The sequence below is a fragment of the Brevibacillus thermoruber 423 genome, assembly GCF_000454065.1.
In the GTDB taxonomy this organism is placed as follows: Bacteria; Bacillota; Bacilli; order Brevibacillales; family Brevibacillaceae; genus Brevibacillus; species Brevibacillus thermoruber.
On the sequence record NZ_KE695653.1, the window covers coordinates 383,593 to 402,436 of the forward strand.

Genomic DNA, 18,844 nt, shown 5'->3' on the forward strand with positions numbered 1-18,844 from the left:
CCCCTCGCTTGCCTAGCTTATTCTTCCACCACGTGCACTTTGAGCGTTGCCGTCACTTCGTTGTGCAGCTTGACCTTGATCTGGGTCACGCCCAGCGAACGAATCGCATCCATTTCCAGTTTGCGCTTGTCTACCTTTATGTTGAACTGCTCTTCCAAGGCCTGCGCCACCTGTTTGCTCGAAATGGCGCCGAACAGGCGGCCGCCTTCTCCCGCTTTTCCCGCTACCTTCACGGTCAGTTCGTTCAGCTTTTGTGCCAGTTCCTGGGCTTCCTGCTTCTCCTGCTCCTTGCGTTTCGCCTCGCTGCGCTTCTGCGCCTCCAGCGTCTTCAGGTTGGCTTCCGTGGCTTCCTTGACCAGTCCGCGCGGCAGCAGGAAGTTGCGCACATAGCCTTCGGACAGGTCTTTCACTTCGCCTTTCTTGCCTTGTCCTTTCACATCTTGCAGAAAAATGACTTTCATCGTCGTTTCCCCCTTTTCATCGAAAACTGGTCGAGGGCAGAGCGCAAAACAGCTCCCTCCCCGCCTAGACGACCGCATCGATCGCTTCTTTCAAGCGCTTGACCGCCTCTTGCAGGGAAATGCCCTCGATCTGGGTGGCTGCGCCGTTCAAGTGGCCGCCGCCGCCCAACTGCTCCATGATGGATTGGACGTTGATGTCCCCCAGGGAACGGGCGCTGATCAGCACGGTGTCGTCCGCGCGTCTGGCGACGACGAACGAAGCGGCAATCCCGGACAGCGTCAGCAGCTGCTCCGCCGCCTGGGCCACCTGCACCTGCGTAAAGTCCTCGTTCGGATCGCCCACGGCAATCGCCATGTTGTCGCGGTACGTCTCCGTGTTCATGATGACGCGGGCCCGCTTTACGTACTGCTGCAGGTCTTCTTTCAGCAGGCGCTGCACCGCCGCCGTGTCCGCCCCGTTGCGGCGCAAAAACGACGCCGCCTCGAAGGTGCGCGAACCGGTGCGGAACGCGAAGCTCTTGGTATCCACCACGATCCCGGCCAGCAGGGCCGTCGCGATCAGGCTGTCGATGTTTAACCGTTCGCTCTGGTACTGCAGCAGCTCCGTCACCAGCTCCGACGTGGAGGAGGCGTACGGTTCCAGGTACAGGAGCACCGGCTCGATGAACTCCTCGGAGCGGCGGTGGTGGTCGATCACCACGATCCGGCTGGTTTCCTGCAGAAGCTGCGGCTCGATGACCAGCGACGGCCGGTGCGTGTCAACGACGACGAGCAGCGTCCGGCCGGTGACGAGACGAATCGCCTGCTCCGGCGTGATGAACGATTCGGCCAGCTCCGGATGGGCGTAGATCTCCTTCATCAGCCGATCCACGGAGGAGTTGCCCTCGTCCATGACGATGTAGGCGTCTTTGTTGTGGACCTGCACCGCCTTGAGCACCCCGAGCGACGCGCCGATCGAGTCCATGTCCGGCTGCTTGTGGCCCATGACGATGACATGCTCCGCCTCGTGGATCAGATCGCGCAGCGCGTGGGCGATCACGCGGGCCCGTACGCGCGTGCGCTTCTCCACGGCGTTGGATTTGCCGCCGTAAAACGTCAATTTGTTCCCTACTTTGACCGCCGCCTGGTCGCCGCCCCGTCCCAACGCGATATCCAGGCTGGATTGGGCCATTTGTCCCAGTTCGATGTAAGTGTCGGCCGCCGCTCCCACCCCGATGCTGAGCGTCAGCGGAATCTTGTTGTCGGCCGTCATCTCCCGCACGACGTCCAAAATGTCGAAACGGCTTTCTTCCAATTTGTCCAGCGTCTCTCGTTCCATTAGTCCCAAAAACTTGTCGGCGGTGAGTCGACGCAGGTAAATGCCGTGCTTGTTGGCCCACTCCGTAATGACCCCGGACACGCTGGTGGAAAGCAGGGTACGGCTTTGTTCGTCCATGACCTGTCCCACTTCGTCCAGATTGTCCAGGTGGATGATGGCGAGCACGGCCTTTTCGCGATGGTAGCGAAGCGTCAGCTCTTTCATGTCGGTAATGTCCGTAAAGTAGAGCAGCCGCTCCTCGGGCCGGATCAGCACTTCATAGGTACGTTCGTTGTAGGTAAACTCCAGCCGCTTCTGCTCCGGTTTCCAGGTCAGATGCGGAAAAACGTCCTGGAGACTCTTGCCGATCATCATCTCGTCTCCCGACATCTGTGTCATGAACGGGTTTACCCACTCGATTACCTTCTCTTCGTTGTACAGCAATATGCCGATCGGCAGTTCCTGGATGACGCCGTCTCCCGCTTTTTTCACCCGGTGCGTCACCGTAGCCAGGTATAGGCGCAGATCCCGTTGAAAGCCTTTTTCCGCTTGCAGGGCATAAAGAACCAGGCCAATCAGACAGATGATCCCGATCGCCCCGTACATCCAGTGATGCAGCGTCAAAATCCCCAACAGCAACAAGCTAAAGCTGAGAGCCAGGACCATATGCAGCCCGTACCAACGCTTTAACAGGAATTTGGGCATTTCCTCAGCCCCTCTTCACTCTTGTTTCCAGTTTTTTGCGCAATTGAAGCCCCAGATCAAAAATGCCTAATAAGCTAAGTATAGTAGTTAGGAAAGGAAAAATAAATAGAGAGACAACTAGCGCGGGAGCCAATCGCTTCCATCCGTACAGATGAATCGCAAACAGACAGAAAGCCAATCCCTGCAGGGCAAAGATGCCGTCCAGCATCACCTTTACGTTGAGAACGGCGCTTGACCAGAACGTTCCCTCCGGCTCCTGCCCGATCAAAAACAGGCCGATCAGGGCGGCGAAGTAGTAGTACAGCAGGGAGCGGGGAAAACTCCATTCGCGTACCGGCTTCAAGGCGGGCACGGGGTATCCCAGCCGCTTGCCGATCAGGCGCGCCAGCCCGTGCGTGATGCCGCTCTGCAGGTAGCTGAGCATGACCAGAAACGCCGGCATCACCATTTTGCCAAGCGCGACGGACTGTTCAAACTGCTCTTTGGTCATAAACGACGGCTTGTAGGCTGCCGCCTCCCGCATGACCGCCTGGAAGTCGACATGCAGGACAAACGCAGCGAGAGCCAAAAAGGAAACGTATCCGAGAAACACCACGCCGGCTCCCGCCGTAATCGCGGACAGCGCCGTCCCGCGTTTGGCGTACATCACGCCCATGGCGCCGCCCCACAGCCCGGACAGGAGCGCGATAAAGCCGGTCATCGGCCCGGTCAGCACTCCGCCCAACAAGGCAAAGCCCGACACGATCCAGATCATGTTCGTCACCGTTCGTCTCATGCCCAGCAGCACGAACGGCAGCGGAAGCAATAAACCGGTTGCGACGCCCAGCACCGTGTAGAGGCTGACGAACAGCAGAATCAGCGCGATGGCCAACAGCACGGCGTTTTCCGCCAGTTGTTTGGTTTTGGAAGGCATGGCGACACCTCTCTGAGAATCTGGCAATGACAAATAATATGGAAAAAAGAGGGCCACGCAATTGTGTCCCCCTTTTTGCTTGTGTCAATTATTCAGCCGTGTACGGCAGCAGTGCCACTTGACGGGCACGTTTGATCGCTACGGTCAGCATGCGCTGATACTTCGCAGAAGTGCCGGTTACGCGACGAGGCAGGATTTTGCCGCGCTCGCTGATAAACTTCTTCAGCAGATCGGTGTCTTTGTAGTCGATGTGCTTGATTTTGTTTACCTTGAAGTAGCACACTTTGCGACGCTTGTTCGGACGTCCTTTGCGCGCCATGAAAAGTCCCTCCTTTTGCAGGAAATGTGAAGTTCTACGATTGAACGCAACCCCAAATCAGAACGGCAAGTCGTCATCCGAAATGTTGATCGGCTTGCCGGCATCGGCAAAGGGATCTCCAAATGGATCAAAGTCGTCTCGCTGGCCGCCGGCCGGTTTCCCGCCGCCAAAGCCGGGATCGTAACCTGCGCCTTCACCGCCGCGCCCGCCCAGGAACTGGACGTTTTCCGCCACAACTTCCGTCACGTACACCCTTTTTCCTTCCTTGTTGTCGTAGGATCGTGTCTGAATGCGTCCTTCGACAGCCGCTTGTCTGCCTTTGCGCAGATACGTGGCGCACAGATCGGCCAGCTTCTGCCAGGCGACAATGTTGATGAAGTCGGCTTCCCGCTCGCCCGCCTGATTGGGGCGCGGACGGTTCACCGCAAGGGTAAAGGTGGCAACAGCGACGCCGTTTGGCGTATAGCGCAGCTCCGGATCTTTCGTCAGGTTTCCGATGAGAATGACTTTATTCATCTTGGGTCCCCCTCTGCCCGCGACGACGATTACTTCTCTTCACGAACAAACAAGTAGCGAATCACGTCGTCGTTAATTTTCATGAGACGCTCTGCTTCCGCAACAGCATCGGAATTCGCTTTGAAGTTCATCAAAACGTAGTAACCCTCACGGAACTTTTTGATCTCATACGCAAGACGACGCTTGCCCATCTCTTGAAGATTGGTCACTTCGCCGCCGAAGTTGGTGACAACTTCCTGGTAACGAGCAACGTTGGCTTTTACTTTCTCCTCTTCAAGGTCTGGACGCAATACGTACATGACTTCGTATTGACGCATACCTTTTCACCTCCTTATGGACTTAAGCGGCCCTGTGCGGGCAAGGAGCGAGTGCAGATAGATACGCATGGGACATGCACTCCATAAATACTCGCATTTTCGTATTATAGCAAAACACCCCATGCGAGGCAAGGTTGCGTTCTAGACATTGAACCGGAAATGCATGACATCGCCGTCCTGAACGACGTACTCTTTCCCTTCCAGGCGGTACTTGCCCTTTTCCCGGGCGGCCGCCACGGAACCGGCTTCCACCAGGTCGTCGTAGGAGATCACCTCGGCGCGGATAAAACCGCGTTCAAAGTCGCTGTGGATCACTCCGGCCGCCTGAGGCGCCTTGGTGCCCTTGCGGATGGTCCATGCACGCACTTCCTGCACGCCGGCGGTGAAGTAGGTAATCAGCCCCAGCAGGTCGTAGGCGGCGCGAATCAGACGGTCGAGACCGGACTCCTTCAGGCCCAGCTCTTCCAGGAACATCTGCTTGTCTTCGCCTTCCAGCTCGGCGATCTCCGCCTCCACCTTGGCGCTGATCACGACCACCTGCGCCCCTTCCTCGGCCGCCTGCTTGCGCACCGCCTGCACGTGCGGATTGTTGTCGGCGTCGTGAATGCCGTCCTCCGCCACGTTGCACACGTACAGCACCGGCTTGATGGTCAGGAGATGCAGGTCGCGGATCAGTTTGCGTTCGTCCTCGTCCATCTCCACGCTGCGCGCCGGCTTGCCTTCTTCAAATGCCGCCTTCAGGCGTTCCAGCACGTCCAGCTCCTGCTTCGCCTCTTTGTCGCCCGCTTTCACCTTGCGGCCGATCCGGTCGATGCGCCGTTCGACCGACTCCAGGTCGGCGAAGATCAGCTCCAGGTTGATCGTCTCCATGTCGCTCAGCGGATCGACGCGCCCCGCCACGTGCGTGATGTTTTCGTCCTCAAAGCAGCGCACCACGTGAGCGATCGCATCCACCTCGCGAATGTGACCCAGGAACTGGTTGCCCAATCCTTCGCCCTTGCTTGCCCCTTTGACCAGACCGGCAATGTCCACAAACTCAAATGCCGTCGGAACCACCTTGTTCGGCACGACGATCTCCGTCAGCTTGGTCAGGCGCGGGTCCGGCACCTCGACAATGCCCACGTTGGGGTCGATGGTACAGAACGGATAGTTGGCCGATTCGGCGCCCGCCTGCGTGATCGCGTTGAACAAAGTCGACTTGCCTACGTTGGGAAGGCCTACAATGCCACAAGATGCACCCATCTATATACACTCCTTGTTTTCATCCTCATATCCTTTTCAGTATATAGATTTGGCTGAAAGAATACAATTGTCTCCTTGTGGCAGCAGATTCCGGCTTGCGGTTGCGTCTGTGAGCGTCTTTCCTGTCGCTTACGTTAGCATCCTGCGCTGGGACAAAAAAAGCTCCCTTTCCGCGTGAAAGGGAGCCAGCCGGTTCGATCTGCCGCGTTACTTCTCGTTCACCAGCTTTTCCAGCTCGTTGAGCGTCTCTTCGAAGATCTCCATCGCCTGTTCGATCGGCTTGGAGGTGGACATGTCCACGCCTGCCGCTTTCAGCACTTCAATCGGCGGCGCGGAGTTGCCCGCCTCGAGGAAGTTGGTGCGGATGCGGTCGACGGCCGGTTTGCCTTCGTCCAGCACCTGTTTGGCCAGCGCCTGGGAAGCGGCGAAGCTGGTGGAGTATTGATAGACGTAGTAGCGGTAGTTGAAGAAATGGGGGACGCGCGCCCATTCCATCGCGATTTCCTCGTCCGAGACCATATCCGTGCCGTAGTACTTCTTGTTGAGGTCCAAATAGATCTTCTTGATCGCTTCGGCGTTGAGCGATTCACCCGCCTGTTCCTTCTCGTGAATCACCCGCTCAAACTCGGCAAACTGGGTCTGTCTGAACAGCGTGGAGCGGAAGTTCTCCAGGTAGTGATTGAGCAGGTACATTTTCTCTTCCTTGGTCTTGGCCTTTTCGTACATGCTCTTGAACAGCAGCGTTTCGTTCATCGTGGAGGCCACTTCCGCCGTAAAGGTCGGATAGTTGGACGTGATGTACGGCTGCGTCTTGTTGGTGTAGTACGACTGCATCGCATGGCCCAGTTCGTGGGCAATCGTAAACACGTCGTCCAGCGTTCCCTGGTAGTTGAGCAGCACGTACGGATGCGTGTCGTACGCTCCCCACTGGTACGCCCCGCTGCGCTTGTCGTCGGTGGAGTAGACGTCCACCCAGCCGCTTTCCAGCCCCTCGGCCAGCACCTTCACGTAGTCGTCCCCCAGCGCCTGCAGGCCGTCGACGACCATTTTCTTGCCTTCCTCGTACGGTATGTACCTGTTGTCAGACGGCACGATCGGGACGTAAATGTCGTACATGTGCAGTTCCTTCACGCCGAGCATTTTCTTCTTGAGCGCGATGTAGCGGTGCAAAAGCGGCAGGTTTTTGTTAACGGTTTCGATCAGTTCGTCGTACACTTTCGTGGGAATGTTGTTGGGCGTCAGGCTGGCCTCCAGCGCGGAGCCGTACTTGCGCGCCTGGGCGTAGAAGTTGTCCGCTTTCACTTTGGCCGCCAGCGTCTGGGCAAAGGTGTCCTGGAAGTCTGTCAGCGCCTGATAGTATGCCTTGAAGGCATCCTTCCGCACCCGCGGGTCCTTGCTCTCCAGGTAGGAGACGAAGTTGGCCCGCGTCAACTGCACCTCGTTCCCCTTTTCGTCCTTGATTTTCGGGAATTTCACGTCCTTGGAGAGCATGCCGTAGATGTTGGTCGGCGAGTTGCCCAGCGGCGACGACTTGGCCAGCAGCTCCTCCATCTCTTTGGACAGCGAGTACGGTTTGGTGCGGATCATGTCCTCCAGCATCATTTTGTACGGCGCCAATTCCTTGGCTTCCAGGAAGCTCTTCATCTTGTTGTCCGGAATGGCGACGATCTCCGGCTGCATCCACGAGGTCTTCTCGGAGACCAGCGTGTTCATTTTTTCCGCCCGGTCCGCCAGTTTTTGCAGCTCGGAATTGGCCGAGTTGACGTCCAGGGACATGTTGGCGTAGACGTACGCCTTGTCGTTCAAGCGCATCAGCGCGCTGTAGTCGTCCAACGCCTGCAGCAGCGATTGTACCGACTGGCCCAGTTTGCCCTGATGCTTGGTAAACGCGTTCGCCAGCGCTTCCACCTTGGCGACGTCCTTCTCCCAGTCCTGAACGGTCGGGTAGATATCTTCCAGCTTCCATTTGTACGAGTCGGGAATGTCGGCGCGGGATTTGTAAACGGGCGCTTCCGCCGCAGCCGCCACCGCCGCCGTACTGTACGGGATAAACGGGGAAGATACGGTCGTCAACGCGATCGCCAGCGCCGCAAAAGATGCAAACGCTCGTTTTTTCACTCAGAATCGCCCCTTTTCTTTATGTTTTATCTTTGCTACATACTGTAATTATATCCCTCCCCCTTAATTCCTTCTTACTAATAAAAATATTTTAAATATTTAATCCTATTTATCCAAAGATTTACGCTGTTTGTGAATAAAATTGTGGATAACATTTGTCGAAAACCGTGATTGTCCACATTTCTTACGGAAAATCCCGAAAAAACGACTTGGTTGTCCACATTTTTGTGGATAGTGCTGTGCATAACTTATTTTCCGTTCAACGTGACAAACGCCCATACCGCCTCCTCTCTTCCGACATAGCATAAGTAATGAATCCAGGGTAGGAGGTGTTAGCTAGTGGGTATCTTCAACGGCCGCTTCGAGGGTTTCGCGCTTGTGCTGGTTCTCTTCATCCTGCTTGTCATCGTTGGTTGTGACTGCGACTAACGTCCCCGCCGCCATCCAACCTTTTTAGAGGTGTACATCCTTTTGACACGAGCGTCTGCATATCCAGCCCCGGCATCGCTTCGGCAGCAGCTTCGCCGGAATGGCTCGACTGAATTTTCGAGAGGTCATCCACAAGATGTTTTGCGCAAGGCAAGACGACACCCACCCGGTTCCCTTGCCTTTCGCCACCATTGACCAAAAGAAAGAGGATGCAGCCCGTGATGCGGCTGCATCCTCTTTCCATTGCGCTCGCTTGTCCGTTTTTGCGGAGTCCTTTATCCGCGTTTCCGGTTACCCGGCATTCCGGCCGTTTACGGGCATTGTGGAAAACAACAGGCCGGGTCTTCCCAAACGGTTACGATTCCGGTTGGTCCTCTGCACGAACCAGCACTTTTTTCATTTTCCGCTCAAATTCAAGACGCGGGATCATTACGCTGTGGTCGCACCCGGTGCATTTGATGCGGATGTCCATGCCCATGCGGATTACTTTCCAGGCGTTGGTCCCACACGGATGGGGCTTTTTCATCTGCACGATGTCCCCCAGGGCAAACTGCTTTCGTTCCATGTGTCTCCCTCCTTCTCCTCGTCCCTCGTGTCAGGCTTGTCCTTTTGGCTGGATGGACACCATCCGCGGATACGGGATCTCGATGCCGCGCGCGTCGAACTCTCTCTTGATCATCGCCCGCAGCTTGCGGTTCACGCCGTGATGGGTGTTCGGTTTGCACTCCGCCGTCACGCGCATGATCACTTCCGACGGTCCGAAGGCGTGAACGCCGAGCAATTGCGGTTCCGCGACGATATCCGGCATTTCTTCCTGCGCCTTTTTCAAAATCTCTTTCAAGACGCGCTCGACGTGGTCCAGATCCTCTTCATAGGCTACCGATACGTCCACAACCGCCAACGTGTTTTGCAGCGAAAAGTTGGTCACCTGATTGATGGTGCCATTGGGGAAAATGTGAACCTCTCCCGTCCAACTGCGAATCCGGGTGATCCGCAGGCCGATCTCCTGCACCGTACCCGTCATGTTGTTGATCGTGACCACGTCGCCCACGGCGAACTGATCCTCAAAAATGATGAAGAAGCCGGTGATCACGTCGCGCACCAGGCTTTGCGCGCCAAACCCGACCGCCAGCCCCAGCACCCCCGCGCTGACCAGAACGGGACGCAGGTCGACGCCCATCTGCTGCAGCACCAGCAACATGGCCAAAAAATAGATCGTGTACCGGGCCACGTTGTTCACCAGCACCCGCAGCGTGTCGACCCGCCGCTGCTCAATCTGCAGCTTGCTGCCCTGCCGATGCTGAAACACCCGGTTTACCGCCGCCTGGACGACCGATACCACGATGCGGGACAAGATGATAATCATCAGGATTTTCAGGGCGACCAATCCGATTCTGACCCATGTATCCGGATTTGTCAGATAAGCGCTCGCTTGCGCATACAATGTCTCAAACCATCGCTCCTGCTTGGCGATCTCCTCTGTCATGCAAACCGCTCCTTTCTGTTTCCGTGTTCGTCGATTTCGTGGTAGCAGTCGGAAAACAAGCGAAAGTAGCCGCGAATTTCCACATGCTGCCCTTCGATGATCTCTCTGGCTTGCCGGTAGTCAGCCAGCGGGAACTCAATGGACAGGGCGCAGCCGGCCGTGATTTCTTTCGGGGTCGGGCGGGTGTCAATGTCGATATCGGCATACTCCAGCAGCATCTCCGCCCGCAGCGCCTGCTGGGTGGAATCAAACGCGATCAGTACGGTCTCGCCTTCCACATCGATCCCCTCCCTCCACTTTTCTGTTCCCATTGTACCTGTTCAGGTACAACCGCGCCAGTTTCCCCGGTTGTAAAGAATTGCTTTTGCCGGGCATGTTTCCGGGCATGGAAATGGAACAGGACCCATCGCTCAGCCCGAAAAGCTGCCGCCGCAAGACCGTGAACCGCCTGCTGCGGACGGCTGGTATTCCCGGACGCTTCGCCTGTCGTTGTTTCACTTTCCGAAGCGTTCAAAACAGCCGCAACCTTTGCATTAGCTGGTATAAAAATGCCCGTCCGGTACTATACTGTGAATACTTTTGGTGATATCCGTCCGAACGACGCGAGACTTGGGGGTAGCCATGAACCTGTTCGATAGCCAGCGCAAGGACAGCTCCTTGCCGCCGTTTACAGTCGAGTATCGAAATGAAAACGCTGCCGATCAGTTGGCTCAGCATCTGGCGCAGCGCTTTCTCCTGAAGCCGTACCACGACGAAATTGTCATCCTCTGTATCGGAACCGACCGTTCTACCGGCGACGCGCTTGGGCCGCTGGTCGGCAGCAAGCTGAAATCCCGCACGCACCACCTGCTGCACGTATACGGAACCCTGGAAGAGCCCGTGCACGCCATGAATCTCAGCGAAAAACTGGATGAAATTCGCCGGACCCATCCGCAGGCACTGCTCATCGCCATCGACGCCTGTCTCGGCCAGTTCAGCAATGTGGGCAATATCAATGTGGCGGACGGGCCCCTGAAGCCAGGCGCCGGCGTGAAAAAGGACCTGCCCTCGGTCGGCACCTTTCACATTACCGGCATTGTCAATGTGGGTGGTTTCATGGAGTATTTCGTCCTGCAAAACACACGTCTCTACGTGGTCATGCGCATGGCGGACATCATCGCCTCCGCCCTGTTCCAGGCGGCCGTGCTTCACTCGGGCGATCCCCAGCGGCTGGGCACCGCTACCCCCGAGTAACCCCTTGCCCACTCTATACGGGGATGACGCGTTTCTATCGAAGCCTTCGCGATGAAGGCGGATCTTCTTTCCCGGCGGTATGGTGCGGTTTCAGGGAACAGCCCGGTGTAATGTTTTCAACGATGGGACACCGAAAAAAGACTTGTTTTCCTCTCGCGCGGGGACAAACAAGTCTTTTGGTTGTGATCGTCTACAGACTTACAACCTGCCGCTGCCTGGCTACCTCCACCGTCACCGGCGTCACGGCCGCCACCTCTCCGTCGGCATGGACGACCAGCGGGTTTTCCGCCTGAATCCGGATGTGGCGGCCGCGAAAAAAGCGGACAGCCGGATGCCGGACGTGCGCCCCTCTGTAGATCAAGGGAAAGGCCCTCAGCAGGGACCAACGGCTGACGCCGCTGACCACGCACACCTCAGCCAAACCGTCATCCGGCACGGCCCCCGGACAGATGAGCATCCCTCCGCCGTAATTGGGAATGTTGGCGACGGCGATCAGCCAGACGTTTTCCAACTGCTCCTGTTTGCCGTCGACGGTCAGCATGACCCGGCAAGGTTGATAGGAAACCAGCACGCGCAGCATGGAAATCACATAGGAGAGCGTTCCAAGCCTAACCCGATTGAGCCAACGTTTGTAGCCGGCTTCGTTCGTGATCTTTGCCACCTGCCCGTCAAACCCGGCCCCCACGGCATTGACAGCCAATTGCCCGTTGACGCGAAGCAAATCGATCCGCTTTTGTTTCCCGGCAGCCAAAATCCGCTCCAACGCCTGCAGCGCATCGCTCGGCAGGTTGTGGCCGCGGGCAAAATCGTTTCCCGAACCGGCCGGCACATGGCCAAACGGGCAGCAAATCCCCGACTCGCTGATGCCGTTGATCACTTCGCTGACCGTTCCGTCCCCGCCGACCGCGACAATGTGCGTTACTTCCTCTTTTTGCAGCAGCTCGGCAGCCAGTTTTTTGGCTTCCCCCTCTTTTGACGTCATCCGCACCCGATAAACGGCACCACGCCGTTTCAATTCCGTCTCAAGACGTTTCCACACGACGGCTCCCCTGCCGTTTCCCGCCACCGGGTTGACGATAAATCCCAGCATTGCGCCCTCTCCTCGCCCGTTCTCCTCTCACTCCTGTCTGTATTATCGCACGATGCGGTGCCCCTGCATAGGTTGCGGCCCGTCGATCTGCGTCCCGTGAAACGTCGAGATGACGGAGGGCACATCCGGTTCACAAAGAAAGACTCCTCCCTCCGGAAGAGCCTGTCCCTCTCATTTGTTCAGCCCATCACTGCCGACAGCCATTTCTCCACCGGCACGCCGACCGCTGCGATCACGAGCGCCGGAAGCATGTTGGCCACGTTGATTTTTTTCAATTCCAGAATGTTGATGCCGATCGCGATGATCATCAGTCCGCCAACCGCCGTTACCTCCGCCAGTATGGCCTCCAGCATCGCCGGGCTGACCAGACTGTTGATTTGCGTGGCCAACAGGGCAATCGTCCCCTGATAGAGAAAGACGGGGACGGCGGAGAAGATGACGCCAATGCCCAACGTCGATGAAAAAATGATGGACGACAAACCGTCCAGCATCGCTTTCGTGTACAAAATGTCGTGATTGTTGCGCAAACCGCTGTCCAACGAGCCCAAGACGGCCATGGCACCGATACAGTACACCAGCGTTGCCGTTACAAACCCTGTGGCGATTTTCCCCTGCCGGTTTCCTCCCATCTTTTTCTCCAGCCATTGGCCCAGACGGTTCAGGCTTTTTTCGATGCCCATCAGCTCTCCGATCATGGAGCCCAGCACGATGCTGACAATCACGAGCAAAATGTTGTTCGTATCCAGGCTCATTTTCAATCCCAGCACGACAATGGCAAGGCCGATCCCCTGCATGACCGTCTGCCGGATTGATTCCGGGATGCCGGACAACAAGCGCCCCGCCAATGCCCCCGCCGCGATGGCAAGCGCATTTACCAGTGTCCCCAACAAAAACACGTTCTCCACTCCTCTGTGATCGCAGCTTTTGGAGGAACTCCGTTTTGCCGTTCTGTACGCAGCGCTTTACGGGAGGCTTTTTCAAAGAGGCTTCCGAAACAGCCTCTTCTGCACACCTGTTCAAAGCCTGTTTTCAATCTGCCGTTTTCCCCTCTTCCGCCGTTCCCCTGCAAAGCGCTGCCGCGAAGGCACACCCGCCTTCTGCACGTTCCTCCCCAAGCTTTTCTCTCCAGGACGATTCATGCCCGTTCGCGGAACCTCAATCTGGTTGCTGCCCGCGCAATCATTCCAGAATCTCTATCTCCAAAGGGATTCTGCCGGTCATCAAATGAGCAAGCTACGGGGCCTCTTCCGCCTACGCCGGGTTGAAAGCGGACGCGATCTCGCGGACCGCGTTCAGCAGCGCGTCCACGTCCTCTTCCGTATTAAAGACGCCAAAGCTGGCCCGAACCGCTCCTCGCTGTTCCGTTCCCGCCGTCTGGTGTCCCAGCGGCGTGCAGTGGTAGCCGGCCCGCGTCGCAATGCCGTACTGCTGGTCCAGGATAAAGGACGCCTCCGCAGCATCGACTCCCGCGATATTAAAGGAAACGACGCCCACTCTTTCCGTTTCGATGCCCGGGCCGTACCATTCCACTCCCGGAATCTCCTGCAGTCCCAACATCGTCCGCTTCGCCAGTGCCCACTCGTGCGCGCGAATCGCTTCCACGCCTTTTTCCATCACAAACGTCACGCCGGCCAACAGACCAGCCAATCCGGCCGTGTTGACCGTTCCGCTCTCATAGCGGTCCGGCCTGGTCGTCGGCTGATCGATCGCTTCCGATTGACTGCCTGTCCCTCCGTGGATCAACGGCTCCAGATCAATCGACTCGTGAACGTACAGGCCGCCCGTCCCCTGGGGCCCGTACAGTCCCTTGTGTCCGGGAAACGCCAGCATGCCGATGTTCATCTTCTCCACGTCGATCGGCAAAACGCCTGCCGTTTGGGACGCGTCCACCAGAAGTACGACACCGTGCCGTTTGGCCACTTCCCCCAGTTCGGCGACCGGCAGAATCACCCCGGTCAGATTGGAGGCGTGGCTGATCACCAGCAGTTTCGTTTTGGGCGTGATCGCCCGTTCAAAATCTTCCGCGTGAAACAGTTGGTCTTCTCTCGGCTCCACATAGGTAATCTCCACCTGTTTCGTCCGGCGCATGTACTCCAGCGGACGGCGCACGGAGTTGTGTTCAATCGACGACGTGACGACATGGTCTCCTTCTTTCAAAAACCCTTTGATCGCCTGATTCAGCGCCTGGGTGGCATTGAGATAAAAAAAGAGGTCATTCGGGTTTTTTATCCCAAACAACCGAGCCAATTGCACCCGCGTCCGAAACACGGTCTTGCTCGCCTTCATCGCCAACGCGTGCCCGCCTCTGCCCGGATTGGCCGCAAAATCATCGAGTACCTCGGCCATCATCTCCTTTACCCCGGGCGGTTTGGGCCAGGTAGAAGCAGCATTGTCCAGGTAAATGATCCGCATTGCTTCCTCCTTATGGGGTTACTCCACATACAATATGTCCAAAATGCGCTGCAAGTCTTCCTGCGAGTAAAAATCGATCTCGATTTTCCCCCGTTTGGTTCCTTTTTTAATCTTCACCGATGTGCCGAGACGGCTGCGCAGACGTTCCTCCAGTTCCATGAGCTGGGGTTCCTTTTTGGGCGGCTTCTTCTTCTTTGTTTCACGTGAAACATTGAGTTGTTTCACCAGCTCCTCCAACTGCCGCACGCTTAACCCCTTGTTGACGACATCGTTGGCAAGCTGGAGCTGGACCGACTCCTTTTCCACGGACAACAAAGCGCGGGCGTGTCCCATCGACAGCGCAGACACCGACACCATCTCGCGAATCTTTTTGGGCAATTGCAGCAGGCGCAGCATATTGGCCACGTGCGGTCTGCTCTTGCCGATCTTTTGGGCCAGTTGTTCCTGCGTATACGAGTGATGGGCGATCAGCTTTTCGTACGCTTCCGCTTCTTCCAGCGGATTCAGATCTTCCCGCTGCAGGTTTTCGATCAGGGCAATCTCCATCAACTGTTGGTCGGAATACGCCTTGACCACGGCGGGCACTTTTTTCAATCCGACCGCTTTGGCCGCCCGCAATCGCCGTTCTCCCGCCACCAATTCGAAGCCTTTGATGCTTTTCCGAACGATCAGCGGCTGAATGATGCCGTGTTCCTTGATTGACTGGGCCAGTTCTTCGATCGCTGTCGGTTCAAACTCTTTCCGTGGTTGATACGGGTTGGGACGGATGTCTCCGACGGCGATCTCCGTTACGCTCTCCCCCTCTTCAATGAGATTGGACGTGATCAACGCGTTCAGACCTTTCCCTAAGCCCCTGCTCATACCCCTACCACTTCCTTCGCCAAGTCGGTATACACTTCCGCTCCTCGAGAGCGCGGATCATACGTGATGATCGCCTGTCCGTGCGACGGCGCTTCACTCAAGCGGACATTGCGGGGAATAATCGTCTTGTACACCTTGTCCTGAAAGTATTTCTTCACTTCTTCAATAACCTGAAGCCCCAGGTTGGTACGCGCATCCAGCATGGTCAGGACGACGCCTTCGATCGTCAACTGGGAATTCAGGTGTTTCTGCACCAGGCGGATCGTGTTCAGCAGTTGGCTCAATCCTTCCAGCGCATAGTATTCACACTGAATCGGAATCAGCACCGAATCGGCCGCCGTCAGGGAATTCACCGTCAGGATTCCGAGCGAAGGCGGACAATCGATAATGATGTAATCGTATTTATCTTTGACGACTTCCAGCGCCTTTTTTAAACGAACCTCACGCGAGATGGTTGGGACGAGCTCAATTTCCGCGCCGGCCAATTGAATGGTAGCAGGAATGATCATAAGACCATCGATGTCAGTAGGCAACGTGGCATCTACGGGGCTGACATCATTGATGAGCACGTCGTAGATACAGTAGCGCACATCCGCTTTGTTCACACCAATCCCGCTGGTTGCGTTCCCCTGCGGATCAATGTCCACCAGCAGCACCTTTTTTCCCAACGTGGCCAAACAAGCGCTGAGGTTGACGGACGTGGTCGTCTTTCCTACGCCACCTTTCTGGTTTGCTACCGCAATGATTTTACCCAACTTCTCCACCTCATTTTTACACCATTCTACTAACCATGTTACCAGATTTGCCGTTCTGTCGTACGCTGTTTTTTGGAAATGAAAAATTTTCCGCCCATGTGCCCAGCGTGACACGAGGCGTGTTTTTCTCCCGAAGCGTCAGAATGGGACGAGTGCCAAAAAGAAAGGCGGCCGTTGTCCGCCACCGTGTTCCTGTTTCCGGAACGATTCTTCCTCTGTCTTTTCTTTCTTCTTTTCCCTTTGGAAATCCGCGTGTGCATCTATCGTGTCTCTGTCTTATTTCCCTTCCATCCGTTTGGGAATGCGAATCGTAAATTGATAGTATTCCTCGTGATCCTCTTCATTCGTCTCGACCGGAAGACCGGTCTGCAGCACCATGTCAATGGACTGACGCACCGTGTTGATGGCGATGCGCGCATCCCGGGAAAAGGCTTTCCACTTGGGCTTTGCCTCTTTTTCCGGTTTGGGCTGTTCCGCTGCCTCCAGGAGCTGCTTGACACGCGTCTCCGTCTGCTTGACGTTCCATTCGCGCTCCAGAATTTCCTGCAGGACTTTTCGCTGCAGGTCCGCATCCTTCAAGGGGATCAAGGCGCGCGCATGTCTCTCCGTCACTTTTCGGGTGAGCAGAGCATCCTGAATCTCTTGCGGCAAATGGAGCAGCCGCAGCTTGTTGGCGATGGTGGACTGCCCTTTGCCCAGACGCTGCGCCAGGCTCTCCTGCGTCAGGTTGTGCAGGTCAATCAGCTTCTGGTACGCGATGGCTTCTTCGATGGCCGTCAAGCCTTCGCGCTGCAGATTTTCGATCAAGGCGATGGATGCCGTCTGTGTATCGTTAAAGTCCTTGATGATTGCCGGAATACGCTCCATCCCCAGCTTTTTCGTCGCACGCCAACGCCGTTCCCCAGCGATCAACTCGTAACGGTTGTTTCGCAGGCGAACGACAATCGGTTGAATCAATCCATGCGTGCGGATGGTTTGGCACAGTTCGTCGATTTTTTCGTCGTCAAATACCGTCCGAGGCTGATATGGATTGGGTACAATTTCGTCAACGGGTATTTGTCGTATTTCTTCATTGTCTGTTTTGTCCGTCAACCCGAAAATGCGAGAAAACGAATCTTTTACTGCCATGGTTTGCATCCCCCACTTCCAACCGTTCCATCAGCCGCTGTGCTAAACAAGACGTGACGATTCCCTGGTTGACAAAACTTCCGCCTGAGCCGTTCGACGCAGCCGTTTCTTTTATTGGATTTCGGAACGTTTTCTTCCCGTATCAGTCTGGCGAGCTCACACGATGCTGGGTTGGGTGATACGGCCGAAAGAAAAACTTCTACCAGTCGTTTTTCGAAGATGTCGATCCTTCTTTTGCGAATGGTTCTTCCTGCTGTTTCAGGCTGCACATCGCTGAAGCATTTGCTTTTTGAAACAGGAAGAACACCTTCTGCAGAAGTCCTTCCGAGGATGATCAACCTTCATCAGCCAAGCGTATTCCTACTGCTCCAGGCAAATCATCGTGAAGTGTGCTTTTTTCTGAAACAGAAAAACAGTCGACGTCGTCTCTTCGATGCAGTCGAGTGCTTCCCCTGCGGATTTGTTACCAAAGAAATGCCGATAGCTGACGCTGAGGCACATACGTATCTGTCTCACGTAGTCTTCTTTCCTAATTATTCTGCACGGTCCGTTTAATTCCTGCTGCGGAAACGTGTTTCACGTGAAACATCCAATGCATGAACGTGCCCCCTCGTTTAGCAATCGCTTCTCAACGGATTACGCCCTACGTATGCAGCACGCACTCCTGAATCGTGCGCTGCCGGGATTCGTGATGGAACGGAAGCTGCTGCCCACCCCTGCCGCCCTTGCAGACGCATCCGCAGCAAATCGCCGTTCCCGCCTCATCACCAGATGGCCCCGTTCTTCCTTCTCTTTATTGCGTCAGGGAACGTTCCGTATTCATTTTCAACCCGATTGTTGAGCGAACAGCCTGAACCGTGCAAGCCGGCGTCTCCTGCCGCCATACCGCACACAAGCAATGATGAATGGATCATGCCCGGTGGTGCAGAAAGCGGTAACCGGCAACCCATACATGGCAAAAGAACCGATGAATCTATTTATCTTCGGAGGTCATGCATCAGAGGAAATCGGGAAAATAACGAAAAAGAGATTGGGGAGCAGGTTGAGGGTAGCACGTTTTTCCATGGCGAAACTCATTGGTATTCTGCTCCCTCCTTTGTCCATCCAAGATGATGTTGTTTGGAAAAAATGCAAAAAGCGAAAATCCGGAGTCATCCCCGGTACAATGGAGCAATTCCCCTCCTCCCTTCATGCCAATCCGCATGTCGGGATATCGTCATTCCCGTTCATGAACATACCCCTATCGATCAGCATTCGGGAAGATGCGAATCATCCAGGCCATTGCGCGAACGGGAATCGTTCACGTGAGAAACGGAATATGTCCGCCTTTGTGGAACAAAACGACCATTTCCGCTGAACGACAGTCAACGCCAAACGATAGCCGGGTCTTTGAAACAGGCAATTTGCCCCGCATGCTCCCTTCTGCCCAGGACTCGTCTCACATGCTGCCGGCCGCCACGCTTGTCCCGGCAAACAAAAAACCAAGCGAACCTGCCGCCCGCTTGGATGAATCCGATCGTGTCCGTTGGGAAAACGTGATTTCTTCGGTTTCGACCCGGACG

20 protein-coding genes are annotated in these 18,844 nt (G+C 56.0%); 3 read left to right on the forward strand and 17 right to left on the reverse strand.

Going from position 1 to position 18,844, the window contains the following annotated elements:
* Positions 1-17: 17 nt before the first annotated feature.
* The 8 genes from rplI to pepF all read right to left on the reverse strand — a co-directional run bounded on the left by rplI (position 18) and on the right by pepF (position 7,888).
* On the reverse strand, positions 18-461 hold the full coding sequence (rplI, locus tag M516_RS0119140; RefSeq protein WP_029100546.1) for a 50S ribosomal protein L9: 444 nt from the start codon (positions 459-461) through the stop codon (positions 18-20).
* A gap of 64 nt (positions 462-525) precedes the next feature.
* Complete coding sequence (locus tag M516_RS0119145) at positions 526-2,463, reverse strand: DHH family phosphoesterase (RefSeq protein ID WP_029100547.1); 1,938 nt, start codon at positions 2,461-2,463, stop codon at positions 526-528.
* Between the two features lie 4 nt (positions 2,464-2,467).
* Positions 2,468-3,376 (reverse strand): DUF2232 domain-containing protein, encoded by a 909-nt coding sequence (locus M516_RS0119150; protein ID WP_029100548.1) that lies wholly within the window; start codon positions 3,374-3,376, stop codon positions 2,468-2,470.
* 88 nt (positions 3,377-3,464) lie between these two features.
* Positions 3,465-3,695 (reverse strand): 30S ribosomal protein S18, encoded by a 231-nt coding sequence (gene rpsR, locus M516_RS0119155; protein WP_035290218.1) that lies wholly within the window; start codon positions 3,693-3,695, stop codon positions 3,465-3,467.
* A 57-nt stretch (positions 3,696-3,752) separates the two neighbouring features.
* Positions 3,753-4,211 (reverse strand): single-stranded DNA-binding protein, encoded by a 459-nt coding sequence (locus M516_RS0119160; protein WP_029100550.1) that lies wholly within the window; start codon positions 4,209-4,211, stop codon positions 3,753-3,755.
* Positions 4,212-4,240: 29 nt separating this feature from the next.
* A complete protein-coding gene (gene rpsF, locus M516_RS0119165; RefSeq protein ID WP_029100551.1) occupies positions 4,241-4,528 on the reverse strand; it encodes a 30S ribosomal protein S6 in 288 nt (95 codons plus the stop codon).
* Between the two features lie 141 nt (positions 4,529-4,669).
* Positions 4,670-5,770: a redox-regulated ATPase YchF gene (gene ychF / locus M516_RS0119170; protein ID WP_029100552.1), complete on the reverse strand. Its 1,101-nt coding sequence runs from the start codon at positions 5,768-5,770 to the stop codon at positions 4,670-4,672.
* A 207-nt stretch (positions 5,771-5,977) separates the two neighbouring features.
* Complete coding sequence (gene pepF, locus M516_RS0119175; protein ID WP_029100553.1) at positions 5,978-7,888, reverse strand: oligoendopeptidase F; 1,911 nt, start codon at positions 7,886-7,888, stop codon at positions 5,978-5,980.
* Positions 7,889-8,266: 378 nt separating this feature from the next.
* On the opposite strand from pepF, the gene yjcZ reads away from it, so the two are divergent.
* Positions 8,267-8,317, forward strand: a complete 51-nt coding sequence (yjcZ, locus tag M516_RS26050; RefSeq protein WP_231558665.1) for a sporulation protein YjcZ — start codon at positions 8,267-8,269, stop codon at positions 8,315-8,317.
* A 355-nt stretch (positions 8,318-8,672) separates the two neighbouring features.
* Here yjcZ and M516_RS0119185 read toward each other — a convergent pair whose 3' ends face one another.
* From M516_RS0119185 to M516_RS0119195, 3 genes are read right to left on the reverse strand one after another with little or no spacing between them, the layout of a single operon-like run.
* On the reverse strand, positions 8,673-8,882 hold the full coding sequence (locus M516_RS0119185; RefSeq protein WP_029100554.1) for a DUF951 domain-containing protein: 210 nt from the start codon (positions 8,880-8,882) through the stop codon (positions 8,673-8,675).
* A gap of 30 nt (positions 8,883-8,912) precedes the next feature.
* Positions 8,913-9,803 (reverse strand): mechanosensitive ion channel family protein, encoded by an 891-nt coding sequence (locus M516_RS0119190; RefSeq protein ID WP_029100555.1) that lies wholly within the window; start codon positions 9,801-9,803, stop codon positions 8,913-8,915.
* Positions 9,800-10,081 carry a putative Se/S carrier protein gene (locus M516_RS0119195; protein WP_029100556.1) on the reverse strand — a complete coding sequence of 94 codons (282 nt, stop codon included), beginning with the start codon at positions 10,079-10,081 and terminating at the stop codon, positions 9,800-9,802. Before M516_RS0119195 ends, M516_RS0119190 begins: the two co-directional genes overlap by 4 nt.
* 343 nt (positions 10,082-10,424) lie before the next feature.
* Here M516_RS0119195 and yyaC point away from each other — a divergent pair, with 343 nt between their 5' ends.
* Positions 10,425-11,036 carry a spore protease YyaC gene (gene yyaC / locus M516_RS0119200; protein WP_029100557.1) on the forward strand — a complete coding sequence of 204 codons (612 nt, stop codon included), beginning with the start codon at positions 10,425-10,427 and terminating at the stop codon, positions 11,034-11,036.
* Between the two features lie 190 nt (positions 11,037-11,226).
* On the opposite strand, the gene M516_RS0119205 is transcribed toward yyaC, so the two are convergent.
* The 6 genes from M516_RS0119205 to noc form a co-directional block, all read right to left on the reverse strand.
* Positions 11,227-12,126 carry a diacylglycerol/lipid kinase family protein gene (locus M516_RS0119205; protein WP_029100558.1) on the reverse strand — a complete coding sequence of 300 codons (900 nt, stop codon included), beginning with the start codon at positions 12,124-12,126 and terminating at the stop codon, positions 11,227-11,229.
* A 179-nt stretch (positions 12,127-12,305) separates the two neighbouring features.
* A complete protein-coding gene (locus M516_RS0119210) occupies positions 12,306-13,022 on the reverse strand; it encodes a DUF554 domain-containing protein (protein ID WP_029100559.1) in 717 nt (238 codons plus the stop codon).
* A 355-nt stretch (positions 13,023-13,377) separates the two neighbouring features.
* A complete protein-coding gene (locus M516_RS0119215) occupies positions 13,378-14,538 on the reverse strand; it encodes an aminotransferase class V-fold PLP-dependent enzyme (protein WP_029100560.1) in 1,161 nt (386 codons plus the stop codon).
* 18 nt (positions 14,539-14,556) lie between these two features.
* The gene (locus M516_RS0119220; protein WP_029100561.1) at positions 14,557-15,399 is read right to left on the reverse strand and encodes a ParB/RepB/Spo0J family partition protein; all 843 of its coding nucleotides are present in this window, start codon (positions 15,397-15,399) and stop codon (positions 14,557-14,559) included.
* Positions 15,396-16,154, reverse strand: a complete 759-nt coding sequence (locus M516_RS0119225) for a ParA family protein (RefSeq protein ID WP_029100562.1) — start codon at positions 16,152-16,154, stop codon at positions 15,396-15,398. Before M516_RS0119225 ends, M516_RS0119220 begins: the two co-directional genes overlap by 4 nt.
* A gap of 276 nt (positions 16,155-16,430) precedes the next feature.
* Positions 16,431-17,282, reverse strand: a complete 852-nt coding sequence (gene noc / locus M516_RS0119230) for a nucleoid occlusion protein (RefSeq protein ID WP_029100563.1) — start codon at positions 17,280-17,282, stop codon at positions 16,431-16,433.
* A 919-nt stretch (positions 17,283-18,201) separates the two neighbouring features.
* On the opposite strand from noc, the gene M516_RS25290 reads away from it, so the two are divergent.
* Positions 18,202-18,639 carry a hypothetical protein gene (locus M516_RS25290; protein WP_193746997.1) on the forward strand — a complete coding sequence of 146 codons (438 nt, stop codon included), beginning with the start codon at positions 18,202-18,204 and terminating at the stop codon, positions 18,637-18,639.
* Positions 18,640-18,844 lie beyond the last annotated feature (205 nt).

Coding starts and splice junctions, on each gene's coding strand:
- rplI (WP_029100546.1), bottom strand. CDS start 461: ATGAAAGTCATTTTTCTGCAAGATGTGAAAGGACAAGGCAAGAAAGGC.
- M516_RS0119145 (WP_029100547.1), bottom strand. CDS start 2,463: ATGCCCAAATTCCTGTTAAAGCGTTGGTACGGGCTGCATATGGTCCTG.
- M516_RS0119150 (WP_029100548.1), bottom strand. CDS start 3,376: ATGCCTTCCAAAACCAAACAACTGGCGGAAAACGCCGTGCTGTTGGCC.
- rpsR (WP_035290218.1), bottom strand. CDS start 3,695: ATGGCGCGCAAAGGACGTCCGAACAAGCGTCGCAAAGTGTGCTACTTC.
- M516_RS0119160 (WP_029100550.1), bottom strand. CDS start 4,211: ATGAATAAAGTCATTCTCATCGGAAACCTGACGAAAGATCCGGAGCTG.
- rpsF (WP_029100551.1), bottom strand. CDS start 4,528: ATGCGTCAATACGAAGTCATGTACGTATTGCGTCCAGACCTTGAAGAG.
- ychF (WP_029100552.1), bottom strand. CDS start 5,770: ATGGGTGCATCTTGTGGCATTGTAGGCCTTCCCAACGTAGGCAAGTCG.
- M516_RS0119185 (WP_029100554.1), bottom strand. CDS start 8,882: ATGGAACGAAAGCAGTTTGCCCTGGGGGACATCGTGCAGATGAAAAAG.
- M516_RS0119190 (WP_029100555.1), bottom strand. CDS start 9,803: ATGACAGAGGAGATCGCCAAGCAGGAGCGATGGTTTGAGACATTGTAT.
- yyaC (WP_029100557.1), top strand. CDS start 10,425: ATGAACCTGTTCGATAGCCAGCGCAAGGACAGCTCCTTGCCGCCGTTT.
- M516_RS0119205 (WP_029100558.1), bottom strand. CDS start 12,126: ATGCTGGGATTTATCGTCAACCCGGTGGCGGGAAACGGCAGGGGAGCC.
- M516_RS0119215 (WP_029100560.1), bottom strand. CDS start 14,538: ATGCGGATCATTTACCTGGACAATGCTGCTTCTACCTGGCCCAAACCG.
- M516_RS0119220 (WP_029100561.1), bottom strand. CDS start 15,399: ATGAGCAGGGGCTTAGGGAAAGGTCTGAACGCGTTGATCACGTCCAAT.
- noc (WP_029100563.1), bottom strand. CDS start 17,282: ATGGCAGTAAAAGATTCGTTTTCTCGCATTTTCGGGTTGACGGACAAA.